Here is a 16,892-nt window from a genome sequence, read left to right on the forward strand (position 1 = left end):
GGTCAGGGGCCGCCGTCCACGTGCAGCCGGCGGGCGGCGGCCCCGGCCAGGACCAGCGCCCCGGCCGTCGCCCACAGCACCCCGGCCGAGCCGACGCCGGCGGCCAGCAGCCCGACGGTGCTGGGGATGAGCACCTGACCGAGCCGGTTGCCGGTCAGCCGCAGCGACATCGCCCGGCCGCGCAGCCCGGCCGGCGCCATCTCCGCCAGCCAGGACATGGTGAGCGGCTGACCGACGCCGAGCCCCAGTCCCAGCAGGACCACCAGGACCACCGTCCCGGCGACCGGCATCGGCACCGCGACCGCCGCCATCGACACCGCCGAGAGCGCGACGCTGGTCAGCATCAGCCGCCGTCGTCCGGTCAGGCGCACCAGCCGGCCGAGGAAGAACCGCGAGGTCATCGAGGCGGCGGCGCGCAGTGTCAGCAGCACGCCGACGGTGCCGGCGGCCAGCCCGCGGTCCGCGCCGAGGGCGGGCAGGTAGACCAGCGTGATGTCGACGGCGGCGAGCACGACGCAGCTGACGGTCAGTGCCCGCAGCAGGCCGGGCAGGCGCAGCAGGGTGCCCATGCCGCCGGTCTCGGCGGCGCCGCCGGAGCGCTCGCGGACCGGGAACCGCAGCACAGTGGTGCACCCGAGCAGCAGGACGGCGATCCCCGCGGCCCCGAGGAAGATCGGCCGGGTGTCGGGCAGGGCGCCCTCACCGCCGGCCACGGTGATCAGCGCGGGGCCCAGCGCCTGCCCCAGCGAGGCGGCGAAGGTGTAGTGGCCGAACGCCGTGTCGAAGCGGCCCGGCCCGGCGGTGTTCGCCACGGCCGCCTGCTGGCCCACGACCGAGAGCAGGTGGCCGGTGCCGAGTACCACGCTGCCGGCCACCAGGCCGGCCGCTCCACCGCGCCCGCTGGCGAGCACGACCGCCGAGAGCAGCAGCAGGACCGCCCCGGCCAGCATCACCCGCCGCTCGCCGAACCGGTCGGTGGCCTGCCCGGAGGGGACGGCGAGCACCAGCGGGACGACGGCGAACGAGGCGGTGAGCGCGCCGAGCCAGGCGGTCGGCACGTCCAGCTCGATCGCCCGGTACGCGGTCGTGGGGCGCAGCACGAAGGTGACCACCTGGGTGAGCGCCGAGTGCGCGAGCAGCAGCCCGAACAGCCGCCGTCCCCCGGGGAGCCGCGCGCTCACGCCGACGACCGGTCGGCGGCGGCCAGCCGACCGGCGGCCCGGGCGGCCAGGCTGGTCTCCACGTGCCGGCGCATGAGGTCGCCGGCCGCCGCGGCGTCGCGGTCGGAGACCGCCTCGACCAGCAGCCGGTGCTCCTCGGCCCGCTGGGCGACCTCCTCCTCGCTGCGCCCGGCCCGCAGCGCGTGCCGCCGGTAGCGGTCGGTCTTGTCCCACAGGCCGTCGAGGGTCTCGACCAGCAGCGCGTTGTGCGAGGCTCGGTACAGGGCTGCGTGGAACCGCCGGTGGCCGGCCAGCTGGGCCGGCGACGGGTCCGGAGGCAGCGACTCCAGGCGGGCCAGGCTGTCGGCCATCTCGGCGAGGTCGGCGGCGGTGCGGCGCTGGGCGGCCAGGCCGGCGGCGAGCGGGTCGAGGTCCTGCCGGAGTTCGACGAGGTCGCGCGCCTCGGCGGCGTCGAGCGGGGCCACCCGGGCGTCGCGGTGCGCGCCGAGCTCGACCAGACCCTGCTGGGCCAGCCGCCGCAGGGCCTCACGGAGCGGGGTGGTGCTGACGCCGATCTGCCGGGCGAGGGTGGCCTGGTTGAGCACCGAGCCCGGCTCCAGCTCGCCGCCGAGGACCATCTCCCGCACCCGTGCGTAGGCCAGCTCGCTCTTGGTGGCGACGCCGGTCCCGGACACCGTCACAACCTCCACACCACGCTGAGCTGCTTATTGGGACCGGAGCTGCGTCCCGACGTCCTCAGGTTATAACGTGTCCGCATGACCGACGCGCCGGCCCAGGCCACGACGGACCTCTCCGACGACCACCCCGACGCGCAGGTGTGCGACCCGGTGTTCCAGGCCTTCGGCGGCCGGCCGGCGTTCAGCGGGCCGGTCACCACGCTCAAGGTCTTCGAGGACAACGCGCTGGTCCGCGACGCGGTCGAGCGGCCGGGGGAGGGCCGGGTGCTCGTCGTCGACGGCGGCGGCTCGCTGCGCTGCGCCCTGTTCGGCGGCAACCTCGCCGTCCTCGCCGCGCGGAACGGCTGGGCCGGTGTGGTGGTCAACGGCGCGGTGCGCGACGCCGACGAGCTCGACGCCCAGCCGATCGGGGTGCGCGCGCTGGCCACCCACCCGCGGCGCAGCGTGAAGGGGCTGCACTCGGGCCAGGCCGGGCTGCCGGTCGTCTTCGCCGGCGTGGTGTTCCGCGAGGGGGCGTGGCTGGCCGCGGACCGGGACGGCCTCGTCGTCCTCCCGGCACCGCCGGCCTGAGCGTCAGCGGCGGCGCAGCACCCGGGCGAGCCGGTGCCCGCGCCCTGAGACCAGCTCCGCGGTCGTGACCGGCTCCGGGACGTCGGCCAGCGCGGCGTGCCGCTCGCTCAGCCGGGCGGGGATCTCCTCGGGGGTGTGCGCCCGGCGCTGCCGCTCACCGCGGGCCAGCACCGCCCCGGTCGCCACGACGCCGGCGAGACCGGCCAGGCCGAGCAGCTTCCACAGGCGCACGGCCCCAACGTAGCGCCGTGCCCGAGCTGAGCTGGACGCGGCGGTCGACCGCACCCGCACCGGCGACGACCTTCGGCTGCTGCAGGGCGTGACGCTGGGTCCGGGGATCCCGGTCGCCGTCCCGGCGGCTCAGCCCTCGCGGCGCACCCGGTAGGTCGTCTGCACCATCCCGCCGGGGAAGGTCCGGGTGCGCACGTGCTCGAGCAGCACGTCGGCCGGCAGCGGCCCGAACGGCGTGTGCCCCTCGCCGATGAGCACCGGCACCCGCGACAGCGTGAGGTCGCCGACCAGCCCGGCGGCGAGGAAGTCGTGCACGGTCCGGCCACCGTCGACGTAGACCCGGCGGTGGCCGGCGGCGGTCAGCGCGGCGATCATCTCTTCGAACGAGCGGTGCACGGTGACGCGGGGGTCGGGCTCCAGCGTGGTGCTGAGGACGTGCACCGGCTTGCCCTGGTAGGGCCACTCGGCCAGCGGTGCGATCACCTCGTAGGTGCCGCGGCCCATCACGAGCGCGTCCACCCCGGAGACGAACTCGGCGAACCCGAAGTCGCCGCCCTCGCCGTCGTCCGGCGCGCCGCCGGTCAGCCAGGCGAGGTCGCCGTCGGGACGGGCGATGAACCCGTCGACGCTCATGCCGAGGAACACCGAACCGGTGAAGGACGCGTCCATGCCAGGAGGGTGCCCGACGGCACCGACGAGCGGAGGCGCCCGGCCGACGTATCTGCTCAGGACTGTCGGACCTCTGCGCTACACAAGGCATGCGCCACCTCCCCCCGGCGTTGCACCAGAGCACGGGGAACCGCTCAGGAGAGCACCATGTCCGAGGCCATCGTCAGAGCACCCCACCCCACCCACTGGGGCCGGCCGGACATCGCCGGCGACCTGATCGCGGTCGCTGTCACCCCCGGGGCGGCCCCGCCCCGCGAGCTCCGCATCCGGCCCGAGCTGTACGAGCGCATGCTCGCCCAGCTGACGCCCGACGAGCGCGCTGCGGTGGTCGGCGGCCGCCTGCTGGGACCGCCCCCGGGCGTGCCGGTCGTGGTCGACCCCGCGCTGCCGGCCGTCCCGGGGTTCGAGGTCGTCCGCGCCCGGCCGCAGGCCCCCGGCCGACCGCACGCCGCGGCCGCCTGAGGAAGGACCACCCTCCTCCCCACGCCTCGCAGGCTCAGCGCGGGCCCCTGAAGGGTGGCCGTTCCAGTACGTCGCCAGGCTCGCGGCGGGCCCGGGACGTGGCCGCCGGATCAGCTCGCGAGTGCGCCCTGCGTCGCGCCGATCCGCACGACGGTGTCGCCGGGCTGCTCGACGGAGTCGTCGTGGGTCACGCAGACCACGACCCGGCCGGCGAGCGCCGCCCGCAGGTCGCGCAGCAGTGCCGCGGCGGTGGGCGGGTCGAGGTGCGCGGTCGGCTCGTCGAGCAGCACGACGTCCCGGTCGGCCAGCAGCGCCCGCGCCGCGGCCAGCCGGCGCCGCTCGCCGCCCGAGAGCGCGGTGCCGCCCGCGCCGACCGGGGTGTCCAGGCCCGCGGGCAGCGCGGCCAGCAGCCGGCCGAGCCCGGTGGCGCCGAGCGCCGCACGCATCCGGGCCTCGCCGTCCGGCCCGGCCAGCTCGCCCCGCGGCGCGGCCAGGGCCAGGTTGGCGCGGATGCTCGAGGCGAAGACGTGCGCGTCCTGCGGCAGCCAGGCGATCCGGGAGCGGACGCCGTCCCCGGTCAGCCACGCGGTGTCGACGCCGCCCAGCGCGTACGTTCCCGCCCGGGGCCGCAGGGCGGCGAGCAGCACGGCGAGGAACGTCGACTTGCCGGCGCCCGAGGGCCCGCGCAGGACCAGCCAGCCACCGTCGGCGTCGACCCGGGTGGTCAGGCCGCGGAGCACGTCGGGGCCGCCGGGCCAGCCGGCGACCAGGCCGTCGGTCGCGAGCGCGCGCACCGGCGCGGGGACGGGGCGCGGGTCGGCGGGGTCGGCCGGCACCGGCGCGGTGAGGACGGCGTCGAGCCGGTCGCCAGCGTCGGCGAGCGTGCCGCGCCGCTGCAGCGCCGTCACCAGCCCGGCCAGCGGCTCGGCCAGGGCCAGCGGGGCGAGCGCCACCGCCGCGATCGCCGGTCCGATCACCCCGGCCGCGGCGCCGGCAGCCGTGGCGGCCACGGCAGCCAGGCCGGTGCCGAGGACGACGACCCCGGTGCCCAGCGCGCCGGCGCGGGTGCGGGCGCGGTCGGCCACGCTGCGGTCGGCGGCGAGCGCGGCGAGGTCGGCCGCCGTCCGCCCGGCCAGGCCGTGCGCCCGCAGGTCGGCCGCGCCCTCGAGCGCGGTGGTGGTGTCGCGCAGCGCGGCCACCCGCAGCGCCGCCTCGGCGCGCGCGGCGCCGGCGTCCACCCGCCGGTGCGCGAGCAGCACCAGCGCGACGGTGGCCAGCAGGACCGCCGCCGCGGCGCCGGCCGCGGCGGGGGAGACCAGCGCCAGCGCGCCGACGGTCGCGGCGGTCACGGTGCCGGCCACCAGCGCGGGCGGGACGACCCGCACCGAGAGGTCCTGCACCAGGCCCACGTCGCCGACCACGCGGGCCAGCGCCGAGCCCGCCGTGCGGTCGGCCGCGATGCCCTGGGCGGCCAGCGCCCGCCAGACCCGGACCCGCAGGTCCGCGGCCAGCCGGAGCGCGGCGGCGTGCGCGGTCATCCGCTCTCCCCAGCGCAGCCCGGCGCGGCCCAGCCCGAAGGCCCGGACGCCGACGATCGCCACCAGCAGGGTGAGCACCGGCGGCATCTCGGCGGCCCGCACGATCAGCCAGCCCGAGACCGCGGTGAGCGCCACGCCCGCGCCGGCCGAGGCGGTGCCGGCGGCGACCGCCCGCACCAGCGCCCGCCGCGGCCAGCGCAGCCCGCCACCAGCGGAGCCGGTCGGTGGAGGTGCGGCCGGGGTCGGGACAGCGGTGTGTGCACGTGCTGTCGTCGGGGTGGGGGTCGGTGCGGCGGGATGTGCACGGACCGCGGACGAGGGACCGGGAGAGACCAGGTCGACGGTGCGGTCGGCGAGCGCGGCCAGGCCTGCGTCGTGGGTGACCAGCAGGACGCTCACCGTGCCGCGCAGCCCGGCCAGCACCGCGGCCACCCGGGCGGCGGAGGCGTCGTCCAGGTGCGCGGTCGGCTCGTCGAGCAGCAGCAGCCGGGCGCCGCGGCGCACCCGCACCAGCGCGCGGGCCAGCGCCACCCGCTGCAGCTCGCCGGGGGAGAGGGTGGTGCAGTCGCGGCCGGCCAGGTCGGTAGCGCCGGCCCGGGCCAGCGCGTCGACGACGTGGGCCTCGCCGGCCAGCCCGTCCTCGACGTCTCGACTCCCGCCCGGCCCGGAGCCCGCGTGCCGGCGCAGCTCGTCGGCGACGGTCGCGCCGGTGGTGCGCGGGTGCTGGGGCACGTACGCGACGCCGCCGGCAGGGACGCCGGACACCGTGCCGTGCACCTCCGCGGCGGGGTCGGCCAGCCCGGCCAGGACGGCGAGCAGCGTCGACTTGCCCGAGCCGCTGGCGCCGCGGAGGGCGACCAGCCCGCCCGGCCGGACGGCGAGGTCGACCGGGGGCAGCGCCGGGACCGTGCGGCCGGGGAAGCGCACGGTCAGGCCGGTGACGGCCACGTCGGCGCCGCGCGGGTCGCCGCCGTCGTCCGCCGTCGGGGCGGGGGTGGCGACCGGGGTGGCGAGCACCGCGCGGGCCTCGGCGGCGGCGAGCGCGGCGTCCTCGCCGGCGTGGTGGGCGGCACCCAGGGCGCGCAGCGGCGCGAAGGCCTCGGGCGCGAGCAGGAGGGCGGTCAGGCCGACGGCCAGGTCGAGGTCGCCGTGCACCAGCCGCAGGCCGACGGTGACCGCGACCAGCGCCACCGACAGCGTGGCGAGCAGCTCGAGCACCAGCGCGGAGAGGAAGGCCAGCCGCAGGACCGACAGGGTGCGCCGGCGCGCGGCGTCCCCCAGCTCGGCGAGCGCCGCGGCCTGCTCGGCGGCGCGGCCCAACCCCACCAGCACCGGCAGCCCGCGGACCAGCTCGGCGACGTGCGCGGCGATGCGGTCCAGCGCCCGGGCGGCGGCGGTCGTGCCGTCGCGGGTGGTCAGCCCGACCAGCACCATGAACAGCGGCACCAGCGGCAGGGTGACCGCGACCAGGCCGGCCGAGAGCAGGTCGGTCCAGGCCAGCGCGACCAGCAGCACCGGCGGCACGACCAGTGCCTGCGCCAGCGCGGGGAGGCGGGTGGCCAGCGCCGGCCCGAGCTCGGCCAGCCGGGTGGTGGCCAGCAGCGCCGCCGGAGCGGGACCCCCGGCCGCCGCGACCGCGGCGGGGGAGGCGGCGAGCCGGGCGGTCAGTGCCGCGCGCAGCTGCTCCTCGGCCCGCCGGGCGTGCCGCGCGGCCGTCAGCTCGCCGGCCCAGCCGGCCACCGCGCGCAACAGACCGCCCGCGGCGGCGAGGAGCAGCGGGCCGGTCAGGACGCCGTCGTCCTGGCCGGTGGCGCGGGCCACCGCGTGCGCCAGCCCGGCCGCCAGCAGGACCAGCCCGGCGACCTGGCCGAGCGCGGCGAGGGCGGCACGGACCACTGCCCCGGTCACCCCCGGCACGCCGGCCAGCGGGCCGAGCGGGCCCCGGTCCGACCTCATGCGTGCACCCCTGCGGGCTCGCCGTGCTGGGGCTCGGCGGTCAGCCGCCTGCGGAAGACCCAGTAGGTCCACGCCTGGTAGCCGAGCACCACGGGCAGGCCGACGCCGGCGGCCCAGGTCATCACCGTGAGCGTGTAGTCGCTGACCGAGGCGTCGGCGATCGTCACGTCGAAGGCCGGGTCGATCGTCGAGGGGACGACGACCGGGTACGCGGCACCGAACAGCGTCGCGGCGGCCGCGACCAGCATCGCGCCCCACGCGGCGAAGGCCTGCCCTTCGCGGCCGACCCGCAGCCGGGCCCAGGCGATCAGGACGGCGAGCGCGGCGAACAGCCACAGCGCCCCGGTGACCGGCGTGCCGTACCGCAGGTGCACCAGGCCGGCCCAGGCCAGCAGCGGCAGCGCGGCCACCGGCGACCACCGCAGCGCGAGACGCCGGGCGGCGATCCGCAGCGGGCCGTCGGTCTTCAGCGACAGGAACACCGCGCCGTGCACGACGGAGAAGGCCAGGACGGCGACCGCGCCCAGCAGCGCCGACCAGCCCAGCCCGGAGAACGCCCCGCCGACCCGGTCGCCCTCGGCGTCGATCGGCAGGCCCAGGGTGGTGGCCCCGAGCGCGGCGCCGATGCCGGCCGCGGCGATGAGCGAGCCGGCGGTGATCACCCGCGTCCAGGTGGCGTCCCACGCGTCGGTGTGGTGAGAGTGCCGCCACTCGAAGGCGACCGCCCGGACGATCAGGCCGAACAGCACCAGCACGAAGGGCAGGTACAACGCCGGCAGCCAGGTGGCGTACCAGCCGGGGAAGGCGGCGAAGACCGCGCCGACGGCGGTGATCAGCCAGACCTCGTTGCCGTCCCAGAGGGGGCCGATGGTGCGCAGCATCAGGTGCCGCTCGGCGGTGCGGCGGCCGAGCACCGGCAGCAGCGCGGCGACGCCGAAGTCGAAGCCCTCGAGCAGCAGGAAACCGGTCCACAGCAGCGCGACGGCGGCGAACCACAGGGTCTGCAGGTCCACGGGGGAGCTCCTGGGTGGGTGGGCGGACGAGGACTCAGTACGCGAACTGGAGGACGTCGTCGTCCTCGCGGGACTCCGGCGTCCCCTCCGTCGGGGTGGCGGGGGTGGGGGTGCCGTCCCCGGTGGGAACGCCGCGGCGCACGAAGCGGGTGATCAGCCACAGCTCGACGACGGCCAGCGCGCCGTAGACGAGGGTCAGCAGCGACAGCGACGTCCAGACCTCGGCGGCGGTGACGCCGGGCGAGACGGCCTGGGCGGTGAAGAAGTACGTCTGCTCGCCGACCGGGACGTCGGGGTTGGGGTGGACGACGAACGGCTGGCGGCCCATCTCGGTGAAGACCCACCCCGTGGCGTTGGCCACGAAGGGTGCGGCGACGGCCAGCAGCGAGCCGTAGACGCCGATCCGCGAGGTCGGCACCCGGCCCTTCCGCGTGGCCCACAGCGCGTAGGCGGCGACCCCGGCCGAGACCGCGCCCATGCCGATCATGAGCCGGAAGCTCCAGTAGGTGACGCCCAGCAGCGGGGTGTAGTCGATCTCCTCGCCGGCCTTGTCCCCGAACCGCGCCGGGTCGTCGGGGTAGGTCGCGCCGTAGACCGCGGCGTACTCCTCCTGCAGCTGGTTGACACCGGGGACGGCGGTCGAGAAGTCGTCGTGCGCGAGGTAGGAGAGCAGGTACGGGACGGTGATCGAGTGGACGTCGTCGCACTCGTTGGAGCCGAGCTTGCCCCAGGCGAAGATCGACAAGGACGCCGGCGCCTCGGTCTCGCAGAGCGCCTCGGCCGAGCTCATCTTGAGCGGCTGCTGCTCGTACATGAGCTTGCCCTGCCAGTCGCCGGTGAGGGCGACGAGGACGAAGGCTGCCAGCGACACCCAGCCGCCCAGCCGGACGGAGCGGCGCCAGACGGCGTGATCGACGTCCGTGGTCGACTGCTCCGCCAGCTCCCGCCGGCGCAGGTGCCACAGCCCGATGCCGACCAGCAGCGCGCCGGCGACCATGAGCGCGGCGACGATCGCGTGGCTGAAGGCGGCCAGCGCGGTGTTGTTGGTCAGGACGGCGAGGAAGTCCACCTGCAGCGGGCGGCCGGTGGTGTCGTCGACCTCCACGCCGACCGGGTGCTGCATCCAGGAGTTGGCCGCGATGATGAAGTACGCGCTGACGATCGAGCCGACCACCGCGGCCCACAGCGCGGCGAGGTGCAGCTTCTTGGGGATGCGGCCCCAGCCGAAGATCCACAGACCGAGGAAGGTCGACTCGAGGAAGAAGGCCAGCAGCGCCTCGAGGGCCAGCAGCGAGCCGAAGACGTCGCCGACGAAGCGCGAGTACTCGCTCCAGGCCAGGCCGAACTGGAACTCCTGCACGAGGCCGGTGGCCACGCCGAGCACGAAGTTGATCAGGTAGATGCGGCCCCAGAAGCGGGTCATCCGCAGCCACTCGGGCTTGTCGGTGCGCACCCAGAGGGTGTGCATGACGGCGACCAGGATCCCCAGGCCGATGGTCAGGGGGACCATCAGGAAGTGGTAGACGGTCGTGATGCCGAACTGCCAGCGCGCCACGTCCAGGACGTCCACGACGGGCCCCTCTCCGGTCGTCGTACCATCGACACGTTCTTTCTACGCCTCGTAGAAGACCAACTTCTACACGACGTAGAACATGCCGGTGTGATCCCGGGGACAGGAGGAGCCGTGGCGTCGCTGGGAGACCTCGAGCGGGCGGTCATGGACCGGCTCTGGTCAGCCGAGGAGCCGCTGGCGGCGGCCGAGCTGCGCGACGGCCTGGCCGACCGCGGCCTGGCGCTGACCACCGTGCACACCGTGCTGTCGCGGCTGGAGCACAAGGGCTTCGTCGTCCACGACGAGGGCCGGCCGCGACGCTTCCGCGCCCGCGGCACCCGGGAGGACCACGCCGCCGAGCTCATGCACGAGGTGCTCGGTCAGGCCGGGGACCGGCAGGCGGTGCTGGCCCGCTTCGTCGGCGGGGTCGACCCCGACGAGGCCCGGTTGCTGCGCGAGCTGCTGGCCGCGGCCGGTCCGGACGACGCGACCCGCTGACCTTGCTGCCCGCCACCGCGGCCGCCCTCGCCGTCCTGGCCGCGCTGCTGGCGTGGCCGGTGCCGGTGCTGCTCGGGCGTGCCCGCTGGCCGCGGCGGGATCCGCTGGTGGCCCTGGTCTGCTGGCAGGCGATCGGGCTCGCCGGCGGCCTGTCGATCATCGGCGCGCTGCTGGTGCACGGCCTCGCGCCGTGGGGTCACTCGCTGCCCGAGGCGGTGTGGGCCGTGGCCACCGGGCACCCCGCCGAAGCGCGGGTCCGCGGTGACCACTGGGTCACCCTGACCCTCGCCGCCGTCCTCGCCACCGAGCTGGTCGGCGTCCTGCTGCTCTCCTGGGTCCGGACCGCGCGCACCCGCCGTCGGCACCGCGAGCTGCTCGAGCTCGTCGTGCAGCCGGCCTCGCTGCCCGACGCGCGGCTGCTCGAGCACCCGGCCCCGGTCGCCTTCTGCATCCCCGGCGCCAAGCCGTTGCTGGTGCTCTCCTCCGGCATGGTCGCCGAGCTCGACGACGCCCAGCTGGCCGCCGTCGTCGCGCACGAGCGGGCGCACCTGCGCGAGCACCACCACCTGTACCTGCTGCCGTTCGTGGCGTGGGAGGCCGCGCTGCCGGTGCTGCCCGCGGCCGGCCGCGCGCACGCCGCGGTGCGCACGCTGGTGGAGATGCGGGCCGACGACGTCGCGCTCGGCTCGCTGCCCGGGCGCGCGCCCCGGCGGACGCTGGCCCGGGCGATCGTCGTCGCGGCCGGCGGGGCCGGGGGAGCGGGGGTGCCCTCCGGAGCGCTCGCGGTCACCGGCAGCGCGGTCGGGGGGCGCGTGGTGCGGCTGCTCGAGCCGCCGTCCCCGCTGCCGGCGTGGGCGCGGGTGCTCGCGCTGCTGTCGGCGGGCCTGCTGCTCCTGGTCCCGACCGCGCTGCTGCTCCTGCCCGCGCTCTAGGTCGGTGCGGTGGACGTCGACGTCCCCGGCGCCGGGGCTCCCAGCGCCACCTCCCCGATGATCATGGGGTTGTCGCTGCCTGACGCGGCGTGTCGGCGCGTGTCGCCTGCACCAACCCCATGATCAACCGGGAGGCCCGGCTCAGGCCGGGACGGCGGTGGTCGCGTCCGTGTTGCCCGGCAGCGGGGCGAACCGGCGCAGCCGCAGGCTGTTGGTCACCACGAAGACGGAGCTGAACGCCATCGCCGCGCCCGCGATCATCGGGTTGAGCAGCCCGGCCATGGCCAGCGGGATCGCCGCGACGTTGTAGGCGAACGCCCAGAACAGGTTGCCCTTGATGACCGCGAGGGTGCGCCGGGCCAGCCGGATGGCGTCGGCCGCCGCGCGCAGGTCGCCGCGCACCAGCGTGAGGTCGGAGGCCTGGATCGCCACGTCGGTGCCGGTGCCCATGGCGAGCCCCAGGTCGGCCTGGGCCAGCGCCGCGGCGTCGTTCACCCCGTCACCGACCATCGCCACGACCCGGCCCTCGCCCTGCAGCCGCTTGACGACGTCGACCTTGTCCTGCGGCAGCACCTCGGCGACCACCTCGTCGATGCCGACCTCGGCGGCGACCGCGCGGGCCACCGTCGCGTTGTCCCCGGTCAGCAGCACCGGGTGCAGACCGAGGTCGCGCAGCTGGCGGACCGCCTCGGCCGAGGTCGGCTTCACCGCGTCGGCGACGGCGAGCACCCCGCGGGCGGTGCCGTCCCAGGCGACGAGCACGGCGGTCCGCCCGGTCGCCTCCGCGGCGTGCTGTGCCCGGGAGAGCTCCGCCGGGACGTCGACGCCGGTCAGCAGGCCGGCCCGACCGACGAGCACCGCCGTCCCGTCGACGACCCCGCGCACACCGAGCCCGGCCTCGTTGGCGAAGCCGGTGACCCGCCGCAGCGGGCCGGTGCGCTCGGTCGCGGCCGCGGCGATCGCCCGGGCGACCGGGTGCTCGGAGCCGGACTCGACCGCGCCGGCCAGTGCCAGCACCCGGTCGGCGTCCTCCCCGGTGGCGGGGACGACGTCGTGCAGGGTCATCCGGCCGGTGGTGACCGTGCCGGTCTTGTCCAGCACCACGGTGTCGACGGCGCGGGTGGACTCCAGCACCTCCGGGCCCTTGATGAGGATGCCGAGCTGCGCGCCGCGGCCGGTGCCCACCATGAGCGCGGTCGGGGTGGCCAGCCCCAGCGCGCACGGGCAGGCGATGATCAGCACCGCCACCGCGGCGGTGAAGGCGGCGGGCAGGCCGGCCGACGCGCCGATCCAGAACCCCAGCGTCGCGGCGGTGAGCGCCAGCACGACGGGGACGAAGACGCCGGAGACCCGGTCGGCCAGCCGCTGCACCTCGGCCTTGCCGTTCTGCGCCTCCTCGACCAGCCGGGCCATCTGCGCCAGCTGCGTCTCCGACCCCACGCGGGTGGCCCGCACGACCAGGCGGCCGCCGGCGTTGACGGTGGCGCCGACGACCGCGTCACCCGGGCCGACCTCGACGGGCACCGACTCGCCGGTGAGCATCGAGGCGTCGACGGCCGAGGCGCCCTCGGTCACCACGCCGTCCGCGGCGATCTTCTCGCCGGGCCGGACGACGAAGCGGTCGCCGACGGCCAGCCGGTCGACCGGCACCCGGGTCTCGGTGCCGCCGCGCAGCACCGAGACCTCCTTCGCGCCGAGCTCCAGCAGCGCGCGCAGCGCCGCCCCGGCCCGCCGCTTGGAGCGGGCCTCGGCGTAGCGGCCGGCCAGGATGAACGTCGTCACCCCGGCCGCGGCCTCGAGGTAGATGTTCGCGCTGCCGTCGGTGCGGGCGATGGTGAGCTCGAACGGGTGCGTCATGCCGGGCTCGCCGGCGGTGCCGAGGAACAGCGCGTAGAGCGACCAGAGGAACGCCGCCCCGGTGCCCAGGGAGACCAGCGTGTCCATGGTCGCCGCGCCGTGCCGCAGGTTGGTCCACGCGGCGCGGTGGAACGGCAGCCCGCCCCACACGACGACCGGCGCGGCCAGCGTCAGCGAGAGCCACTGCCAGTAGGTGAACTGCAGCGCCGGGACCATCGCCATCGCGACCACCGGCACGCTGAGCAGGGTCGACACCAGCAGCCGCTGCCGAAGCAGGAGGACCCCGTCCTCCTCACCCCTCGCAGGCTCGGGGCGAGCCTCGGGACGGGGTGGGAGCTGAGCGGTGTAGCCGGTCCTCTCGACGGTGGCGATCAGGTCGTCGGTGGTGACGTCGCCGCCGAAGGACACCCGCGCCTTCTCGGTGGCGTAGTTGACCGTCGCCGTGACGCCGTCCATCCGGTTCAGCTTCTTCTCGACGCGGGCGGCGCACGACGCGCAGGTCATGCCGCCGATCAGCAGCTCGACCTCGCCGGTCCGGACGTCGGGGGTGCTCATGTGCTGCGTCTCCTCAGCCGCCACGTCGTCGGTCGGCATGTCGTCAGTCGGCATGACCGTGCGCGGCGGGCTCGTCGGCCGCCGTCCCGGTGACCTGCACCGTGAACGCGGCGGTGTGCACGGCGTCGCCGTGCCGGAAGTCGAGGAACAGTCGGTGGGTGCCGGCGGACGGCGCGGTCGCGGCGAAGGCGACGTGCGGGCCGGGGGCCGGGGCGACGTGCGCGTCCTCGACGGGGTGCACGTGCAGGTACTCGAGGTCGCCCTCGCGCAGCGCGACCAGGTGCCCGTAGGCGCCCAGGTAGGGCTGCAGGTCGACGACCGGACGGCCGTCGCGGCTGACGCCGAAGGTGAGTTCGGACTCCGCGCCCGCGGTCAGCTCCCCGGTCAGGACGACGGTGTAGCCGTCGACCTCGGCCACCCGGGCGGGTCCGGGCAGCGGCTGGGGGTCGTCGGTGCCGGCCACCTGCAGGTCGGCGGTCAGCGCGAGGTCCTCGTCCGCGGCGGCCGGCGTCGTGTCGGCGACCAGGCGCCAGCTGCCCGGCGTGAGGGTCAGCAGGGTCTGCCACGTGCCGTCGGGCGCGCGGTCGGGGTGCACGTGCTGGTAGCCGGAGAGGTCGGCGCGGACGGCGACCAGGTGCAGGTCCTCGCCGTGGTCCTGCGTGTACTCGGTCACCGGGGCGCCGTCGGGGCCGAGGACCCGGAACGCCACGGTCGTCGTCCCGGCGGCGGGCTGTTCCTCGAGGACGTCGAGGACGTAGCCGGTGCCGGTCGCGGCGGACTCCGGCGCCGGTGCGGCCGCGGCGGGGTGGGCCTCCGGCGCGCCCACCGGGCCGACCGCCGCGCCGACGCCCACGGCCGCGGCGAAGACGGCGCCGAGGCCGGCGACGACGACGGCGAGCCGGATCGGGGTCCGCACGAGGAGCCCCCTCAGCCCGTGACCTGGTAACCGGCCTCCTCGACGGCGGCGCGCACGGCGTCGTCGTCGACGGGCTCGGTGCTGCGGACGGTCAGGCCGCCGCTGGCCAGGTCGACGTCGACCGCGGTGACCCCGGGGACGGCGCTGACCTCCTCGGTCACGGCGTCGACGCAGTGGCCGCAGGTCATGCCGACGACGGTGTAGCTGGTGGTGCTCACGCTGGGACTCCTCAGAGGGGCGGATCGGGTGGGGTCAGGACCGGACGAGGCGGGCGATCGCCTCGGAGGCCTCGCGGACCTTCTCGTCGGCCTCGCGGCCACCGGTCTGGGCGGCCTGGACGACGCAGTGCGACAGGTGCTCCTCGACCAGGCCGAGGGCGACCGACTGCAGCGCCTTCGTCATCGCCGAGACCTGCGTGAGGATGTCGATGCAGTACTTCTCGTCCTCGACCATCCGCTGCAGCCCGCGGGCCTGGCCCTCGATGCGGCGCAGCCGCTTGAGGTAGTCGTCCTTGCGGTGGATGTAGCCGTGCTGGCTGCTGGTCTCCACAGGTGTCCTCCCGACGCGTCCGGTGGCGCTCGGGAGCAACCATACCCCCCTAGGGCATATTCCGCCGTGCGCCGTGGGTCACCCGTCGGTGTCGTGCGCCCGCAGCCGCTCCACCGTGGCCTGCAGCCGCGCGGTGTCGGCTCGGGCGTCGGCCAGCTCGTCCTGCAGCCCGAGGATCACCTCGGCGGAGGCGAGGGTGTGCCCGTCGTCGAGCAGGCCGCGCAGCCGCGCGGCGAGGGCCAGCTGGTGGCGGGAGTAGCGGCGGTGCCCGCCGGGGGAGCGGTGCGGCTGGAGGACGCCGGCGGTGTCGAGGCTGCGCAGGAAGGCCGCCTGGACGCCGAGCAGCGCCGCGGCCTGGCTCATGGTCAGCGCGGGGAAGTCCGGGTCGTCGAGACGGCCGACCGGGTCGTCGTCCCGGGAGGCGGGGGCGGGCATGGCGGTCCTCCGGGTCTGCGGGTGGCACGGGGCCGGGAAAGCGCGAGGGCCGGGTCCACACGGACCCGGCCCTCGGGGAGTTGCCGCCGATCAGCTCTCGACGGACTTGCGCTCGGACGCCTCGCCCTCGATGGTGCGCCCCTCGACGGCGGCCGGCGTGTCGGCACGGGTCACCGAGATCTTGCGGGCCCGCGCCTTCTCGGCGACCGGGATGCTCACGGTGAGCACGCCGTCGTGGTAGTGCGCCTCGAGGCGGTCGGTGTCCAGGCTCCTGCCGAGGACGAGCTGCCGGGTGTAGCTGCCGTACGGGCGCTCGGCGATCGCCCACTCGGCGTTCTCCAGCTGCGGCACCGAGCGCTCCGCGGTGACGGTCAGCGTGGTGCCCTCGACCTGCAGGTCGATCGAGCCGGGGTCGACGCCGGGCAGGTCGAAGTGGGCGACGAAGTTGTCACCGACCCGGTAGGCGTCCATCGGCATGCCCGACAGCGGGCGGGCGGTCAGCCCACCGCCCCGGCCGGTCAGCTGGTCGAGCGCCCGGAAGGCGGCGTTCGTGGCGGCGAACGGGTCATAGGCGGTCAGCATGGCCATCGCTGTGTCAACCTCCTGTGTTCGTGCTGGCGGGTTCGCTGCCCGAGGTGAACCTCTAGTGGCAACTGGAGATTACCTCGCACGTGCACCGGAGTAAACATCCTCTGCGCAGATTTCTTCCCGCGTGTCCGCCGGGCCGGCGCGGACGGGTCCGCGGCCCGTGGCCGGGGTCGGGACTCGCACTGCCGGTGCGTCACGCGCACGCCCGCGCGTGAGCGGCGTCTCCCCGGGGCAGGAGACGGCCGTGGACGAGACCAGTGCCCCGCGAGCGCAGGGGGAGACCGAGCAGCAGCGCGGCGACCGGGAACCGGAGGTGACCACCGACCTCGACGGCGACGTCGCGACGCTGACCGTCGGTGGGGAGCTGACCGAGGAGGCCCGCCGTCCGCTGGTGCGGACTATGACCGACCTGATGCTCGGCCGGCCGGACCTGCGGCGGGTGCGGCTGGACCTGCGCGCGGCCACGTACCTGAACTCCGCCGGCATGGCCGTGCTGGTGCAGCTGCAGAAGCTGGGCCAGCCGCGTGGCGTGGAGGTCGCGCTCGTCGCCCCGCCGGCCGCGGTCGCCCGGCCCCTGCAGCTGTCGGGGTTGTGGCTGCGCTTCCCGGTCGAGGAGGACCGGGCGGTGGAGGACGACCGGGTCGACCGGGAGGGTGGCGCCGGCTGAGTGCCGGTGTCGCGGACGGCGCGCCGCGGTCCGGCTCCTAGCCTGA

Annotated in this window: 18 protein-coding genes; 5 read left to right on the forward strand and 13 right to left on the reverse strand. The window is 76.3% G+C overall.

Translation table 11 applies throughout. From position 1 onward, the window contains the following. Positions 1 to 2: 2 nt before the first annotated feature. Both ACWIX7_RS21155 and ACWIX7_RS21160 read right to left on the reverse strand, forming a co-directional pair. A complete protein-coding gene (locus tag ACWIX7_RS21155; protein ID WP_448618377.1) occupies positions 3 to 1,181 on the reverse strand; it encodes an MFS transporter in 1,179 nt (392 codons plus the stop codon). Further along, positions 1,178 to 1,855 carry a GntR family transcriptional regulator gene (locus ACWIX7_RS21160; protein WP_448618378.1) on the reverse strand — a complete coding sequence of 226 codons (678 nt, stop codon included), beginning with the start codon at positions 1,853 to 1,855 and terminating at the stop codon, positions 1,178 to 1,180. Before ACWIX7_RS21160 ends, ACWIX7_RS21155 begins: the two co-directional genes overlap by 4 nt. 81 nt (positions 1,856 to 1,936) lie before the next feature. Between ACWIX7_RS21160 and rraA the strand changes: the two genes are divergently transcribed. Further along, positions 1,937 to 2,428 carry a ribonuclease E activity regulator RraA gene (gene rraA, locus ACWIX7_RS21165; RefSeq protein ID WP_448618379.1) on the forward strand — a complete coding sequence of 164 codons (492 nt, stop codon included), beginning with the start codon at positions 1,937 to 1,939 and terminating at the stop codon, positions 2,426 to 2,428. 3 nt (positions 2,429 to 2,431) lie between these two features. On the opposite strand, the gene ACWIX7_RS21170 is transcribed toward rraA, so the two are convergent. Both ACWIX7_RS21170 and ACWIX7_RS21175 read right to left on the reverse strand, forming a co-directional pair. Further along, positions 2,432 to 2,659, reverse strand: coding sequence for a hypothetical protein (locus tag ACWIX7_RS21170; protein WP_448618380.1), 228 nt, complete (start codon positions 2,657 to 2,659; stop codon positions 2,432 to 2,434). Positions 2,660 to 2,788: 129 nt separating this feature from the next. Next, a complete protein-coding gene (locus tag ACWIX7_RS21175) occupies positions 2,789 to 3,328 on the reverse strand; it encodes a dihydrofolate reductase family protein (RefSeq protein ID WP_448618381.1) in 540 nt (179 codons plus the stop codon). A 147-nt stretch (positions 3,329 to 3,475) separates the two neighbouring features. On the opposite strand from ACWIX7_RS21175, the gene ACWIX7_RS21180 reads away from it, so the two are divergent. Continuing rightward, positions 3,476 to 3,790: a hypothetical protein gene (locus ACWIX7_RS21180; protein WP_448618382.1), complete on the forward strand. Its 315-nt coding sequence runs from the start codon at positions 3,476 to 3,478 to the stop codon at positions 3,788 to 3,790. Positions 3,791 to 3,900: 110 nt separating this feature from the next. On the opposite strand, the gene cydC is transcribed toward ACWIX7_RS21180, so the two are convergent. Genes cydC through ACWIX7_RS21195 form a run of 3 tightly spaced genes read right to left on the reverse strand, consistent with a single transcriptional unit; the run spans position 3,901 to position 9,867 of the window. Beyond that, a complete protein-coding gene (cydC, locus tag ACWIX7_RS21185) occupies positions 3,901 to 7,284 on the reverse strand; it encodes a thiol reductant ABC exporter subunit CydC (protein ID WP_448618383.1) in 3,384 nt (1,127 codons plus the stop codon). Continuing rightward, on the reverse strand, positions 7,281 to 8,297 hold the full coding sequence (cydB, locus tag ACWIX7_RS21190) for a cytochrome d ubiquinol oxidase subunit II (RefSeq protein ID WP_448618384.1): 1,017 nt from the start codon (positions 8,295 to 8,297) through the stop codon (positions 7,281 to 7,283). Before cydB ends, cydC begins: the two co-directional genes overlap by 4 nt. A gap of 34 nt (positions 8,298 to 8,331) precedes the next feature. Further along, complete coding sequence (locus tag ACWIX7_RS21195; protein ID WP_448618385.1) at positions 8,332 to 9,867, reverse strand: cytochrome ubiquinol oxidase subunit I; 1,536 nt, start codon at positions 9,865 to 9,867, stop codon at positions 8,332 to 8,334. Between the two features lie 114 nt (positions 9,868 to 9,981). On the opposite strand from ACWIX7_RS21195, the gene ACWIX7_RS21200 reads away from it, so the two are divergent. Continuing rightward, the gene (locus ACWIX7_RS21200) at positions 9,982 to 10,347 is read left to right on the forward strand and encodes a BlaI/MecI/CopY family transcriptional regulator (RefSeq protein ID WP_448618386.1); all 366 of its coding nucleotides are present in this window, start codon (positions 9,982 to 9,984) and stop codon (positions 10,345 to 10,347) included. A 2-nt stretch (positions 10,348 to 10,349) separates the two neighbouring features. Further along, entirely contained in the window at positions 10,350 to 11,279 is a 930-nt protein-coding gene (locus ACWIX7_RS21205) for a M56 family metallopeptidase (RefSeq protein ID WP_448618387.1), read from the forward strand. A gap of 141 nt (positions 11,280 to 11,420) precedes the next feature. On the opposite strand, the gene ACWIX7_RS21210 is transcribed toward ACWIX7_RS21205, so the two are convergent. The 6 genes from ACWIX7_RS21210 to ACWIX7_RS21235 all read right to left on the reverse strand — a co-directional run bounded on the left by ACWIX7_RS21210 (position 11,421) and on the right by ACWIX7_RS21235 (position 16,179). After that, on the reverse strand, positions 11,421 to 13,691 hold the full coding sequence (locus ACWIX7_RS21210) for a heavy metal translocating P-type ATPase (RefSeq protein WP_448618388.1): 2,271 nt from the start codon (positions 13,689 to 13,691) through the stop codon (positions 11,421 to 11,423). A gap of 43 nt (positions 13,692 to 13,734) precedes the next feature. Next, positions 13,735 to 14,607 (reverse strand): hypothetical protein, encoded by an 873-nt coding sequence (locus ACWIX7_RS21215; RefSeq protein ID WP_448618389.1) that lies wholly within the window; start codon positions 14,605 to 14,607, stop codon positions 13,735 to 13,737. 11 nt (positions 14,608 to 14,618) lie between these two features. Beyond that, positions 14,619 to 14,825: a heavy-metal-associated domain-containing protein gene (locus tag ACWIX7_RS21220; protein WP_448618390.1), complete on the reverse strand. Its 207-nt coding sequence runs from the start codon at positions 14,823 to 14,825 to the stop codon at positions 14,619 to 14,621. A gap of 34 nt (positions 14,826 to 14,859) precedes the next feature. Continuing rightward, the gene (locus tag ACWIX7_RS21225) at positions 14,860 to 15,156 is read right to left on the reverse strand and encodes a metal-sensitive transcriptional regulator (RefSeq protein ID WP_448618391.1); all 297 of its coding nucleotides are present in this window, start codon (positions 15,154 to 15,156) and stop codon (positions 14,860 to 14,862) included. Positions 15,157 to 15,234: 78 nt separating this feature from the next. After that, positions 15,235 to 15,591 carry a helix-turn-helix domain-containing protein gene (locus tag ACWIX7_RS21230; RefSeq protein WP_448618392.1) on the reverse strand — a complete coding sequence of 119 codons (357 nt, stop codon included), beginning with the start codon at positions 15,589 to 15,591 and terminating at the stop codon, positions 15,235 to 15,237. A 90-nt stretch (positions 15,592 to 15,681) separates the two neighbouring features. Then, entirely contained in the window at positions 15,682 to 16,179 is a 498-nt protein-coding gene (locus ACWIX7_RS21235) for an Hsp20/alpha crystallin family protein (RefSeq protein WP_448618393.1), read from the reverse strand. Positions 16,180 to 16,423: 244 nt separating this feature from the next. On the opposite strand from ACWIX7_RS21235, the gene ACWIX7_RS21240 reads away from it, so the two are divergent. Beyond that, positions 16,424 to 16,846, forward strand: coding sequence for an STAS domain-containing protein (locus ACWIX7_RS21240; protein WP_448618394.1), 423 nt, complete (start codon positions 16,424 to 16,426; stop codon positions 16,844 to 16,846). Positions 16,847 to 16,892: the final 46 nt, after the last annotated feature.

Source organism: Geodermatophilus sp. URMC 65, assembly GCF_053502545.1.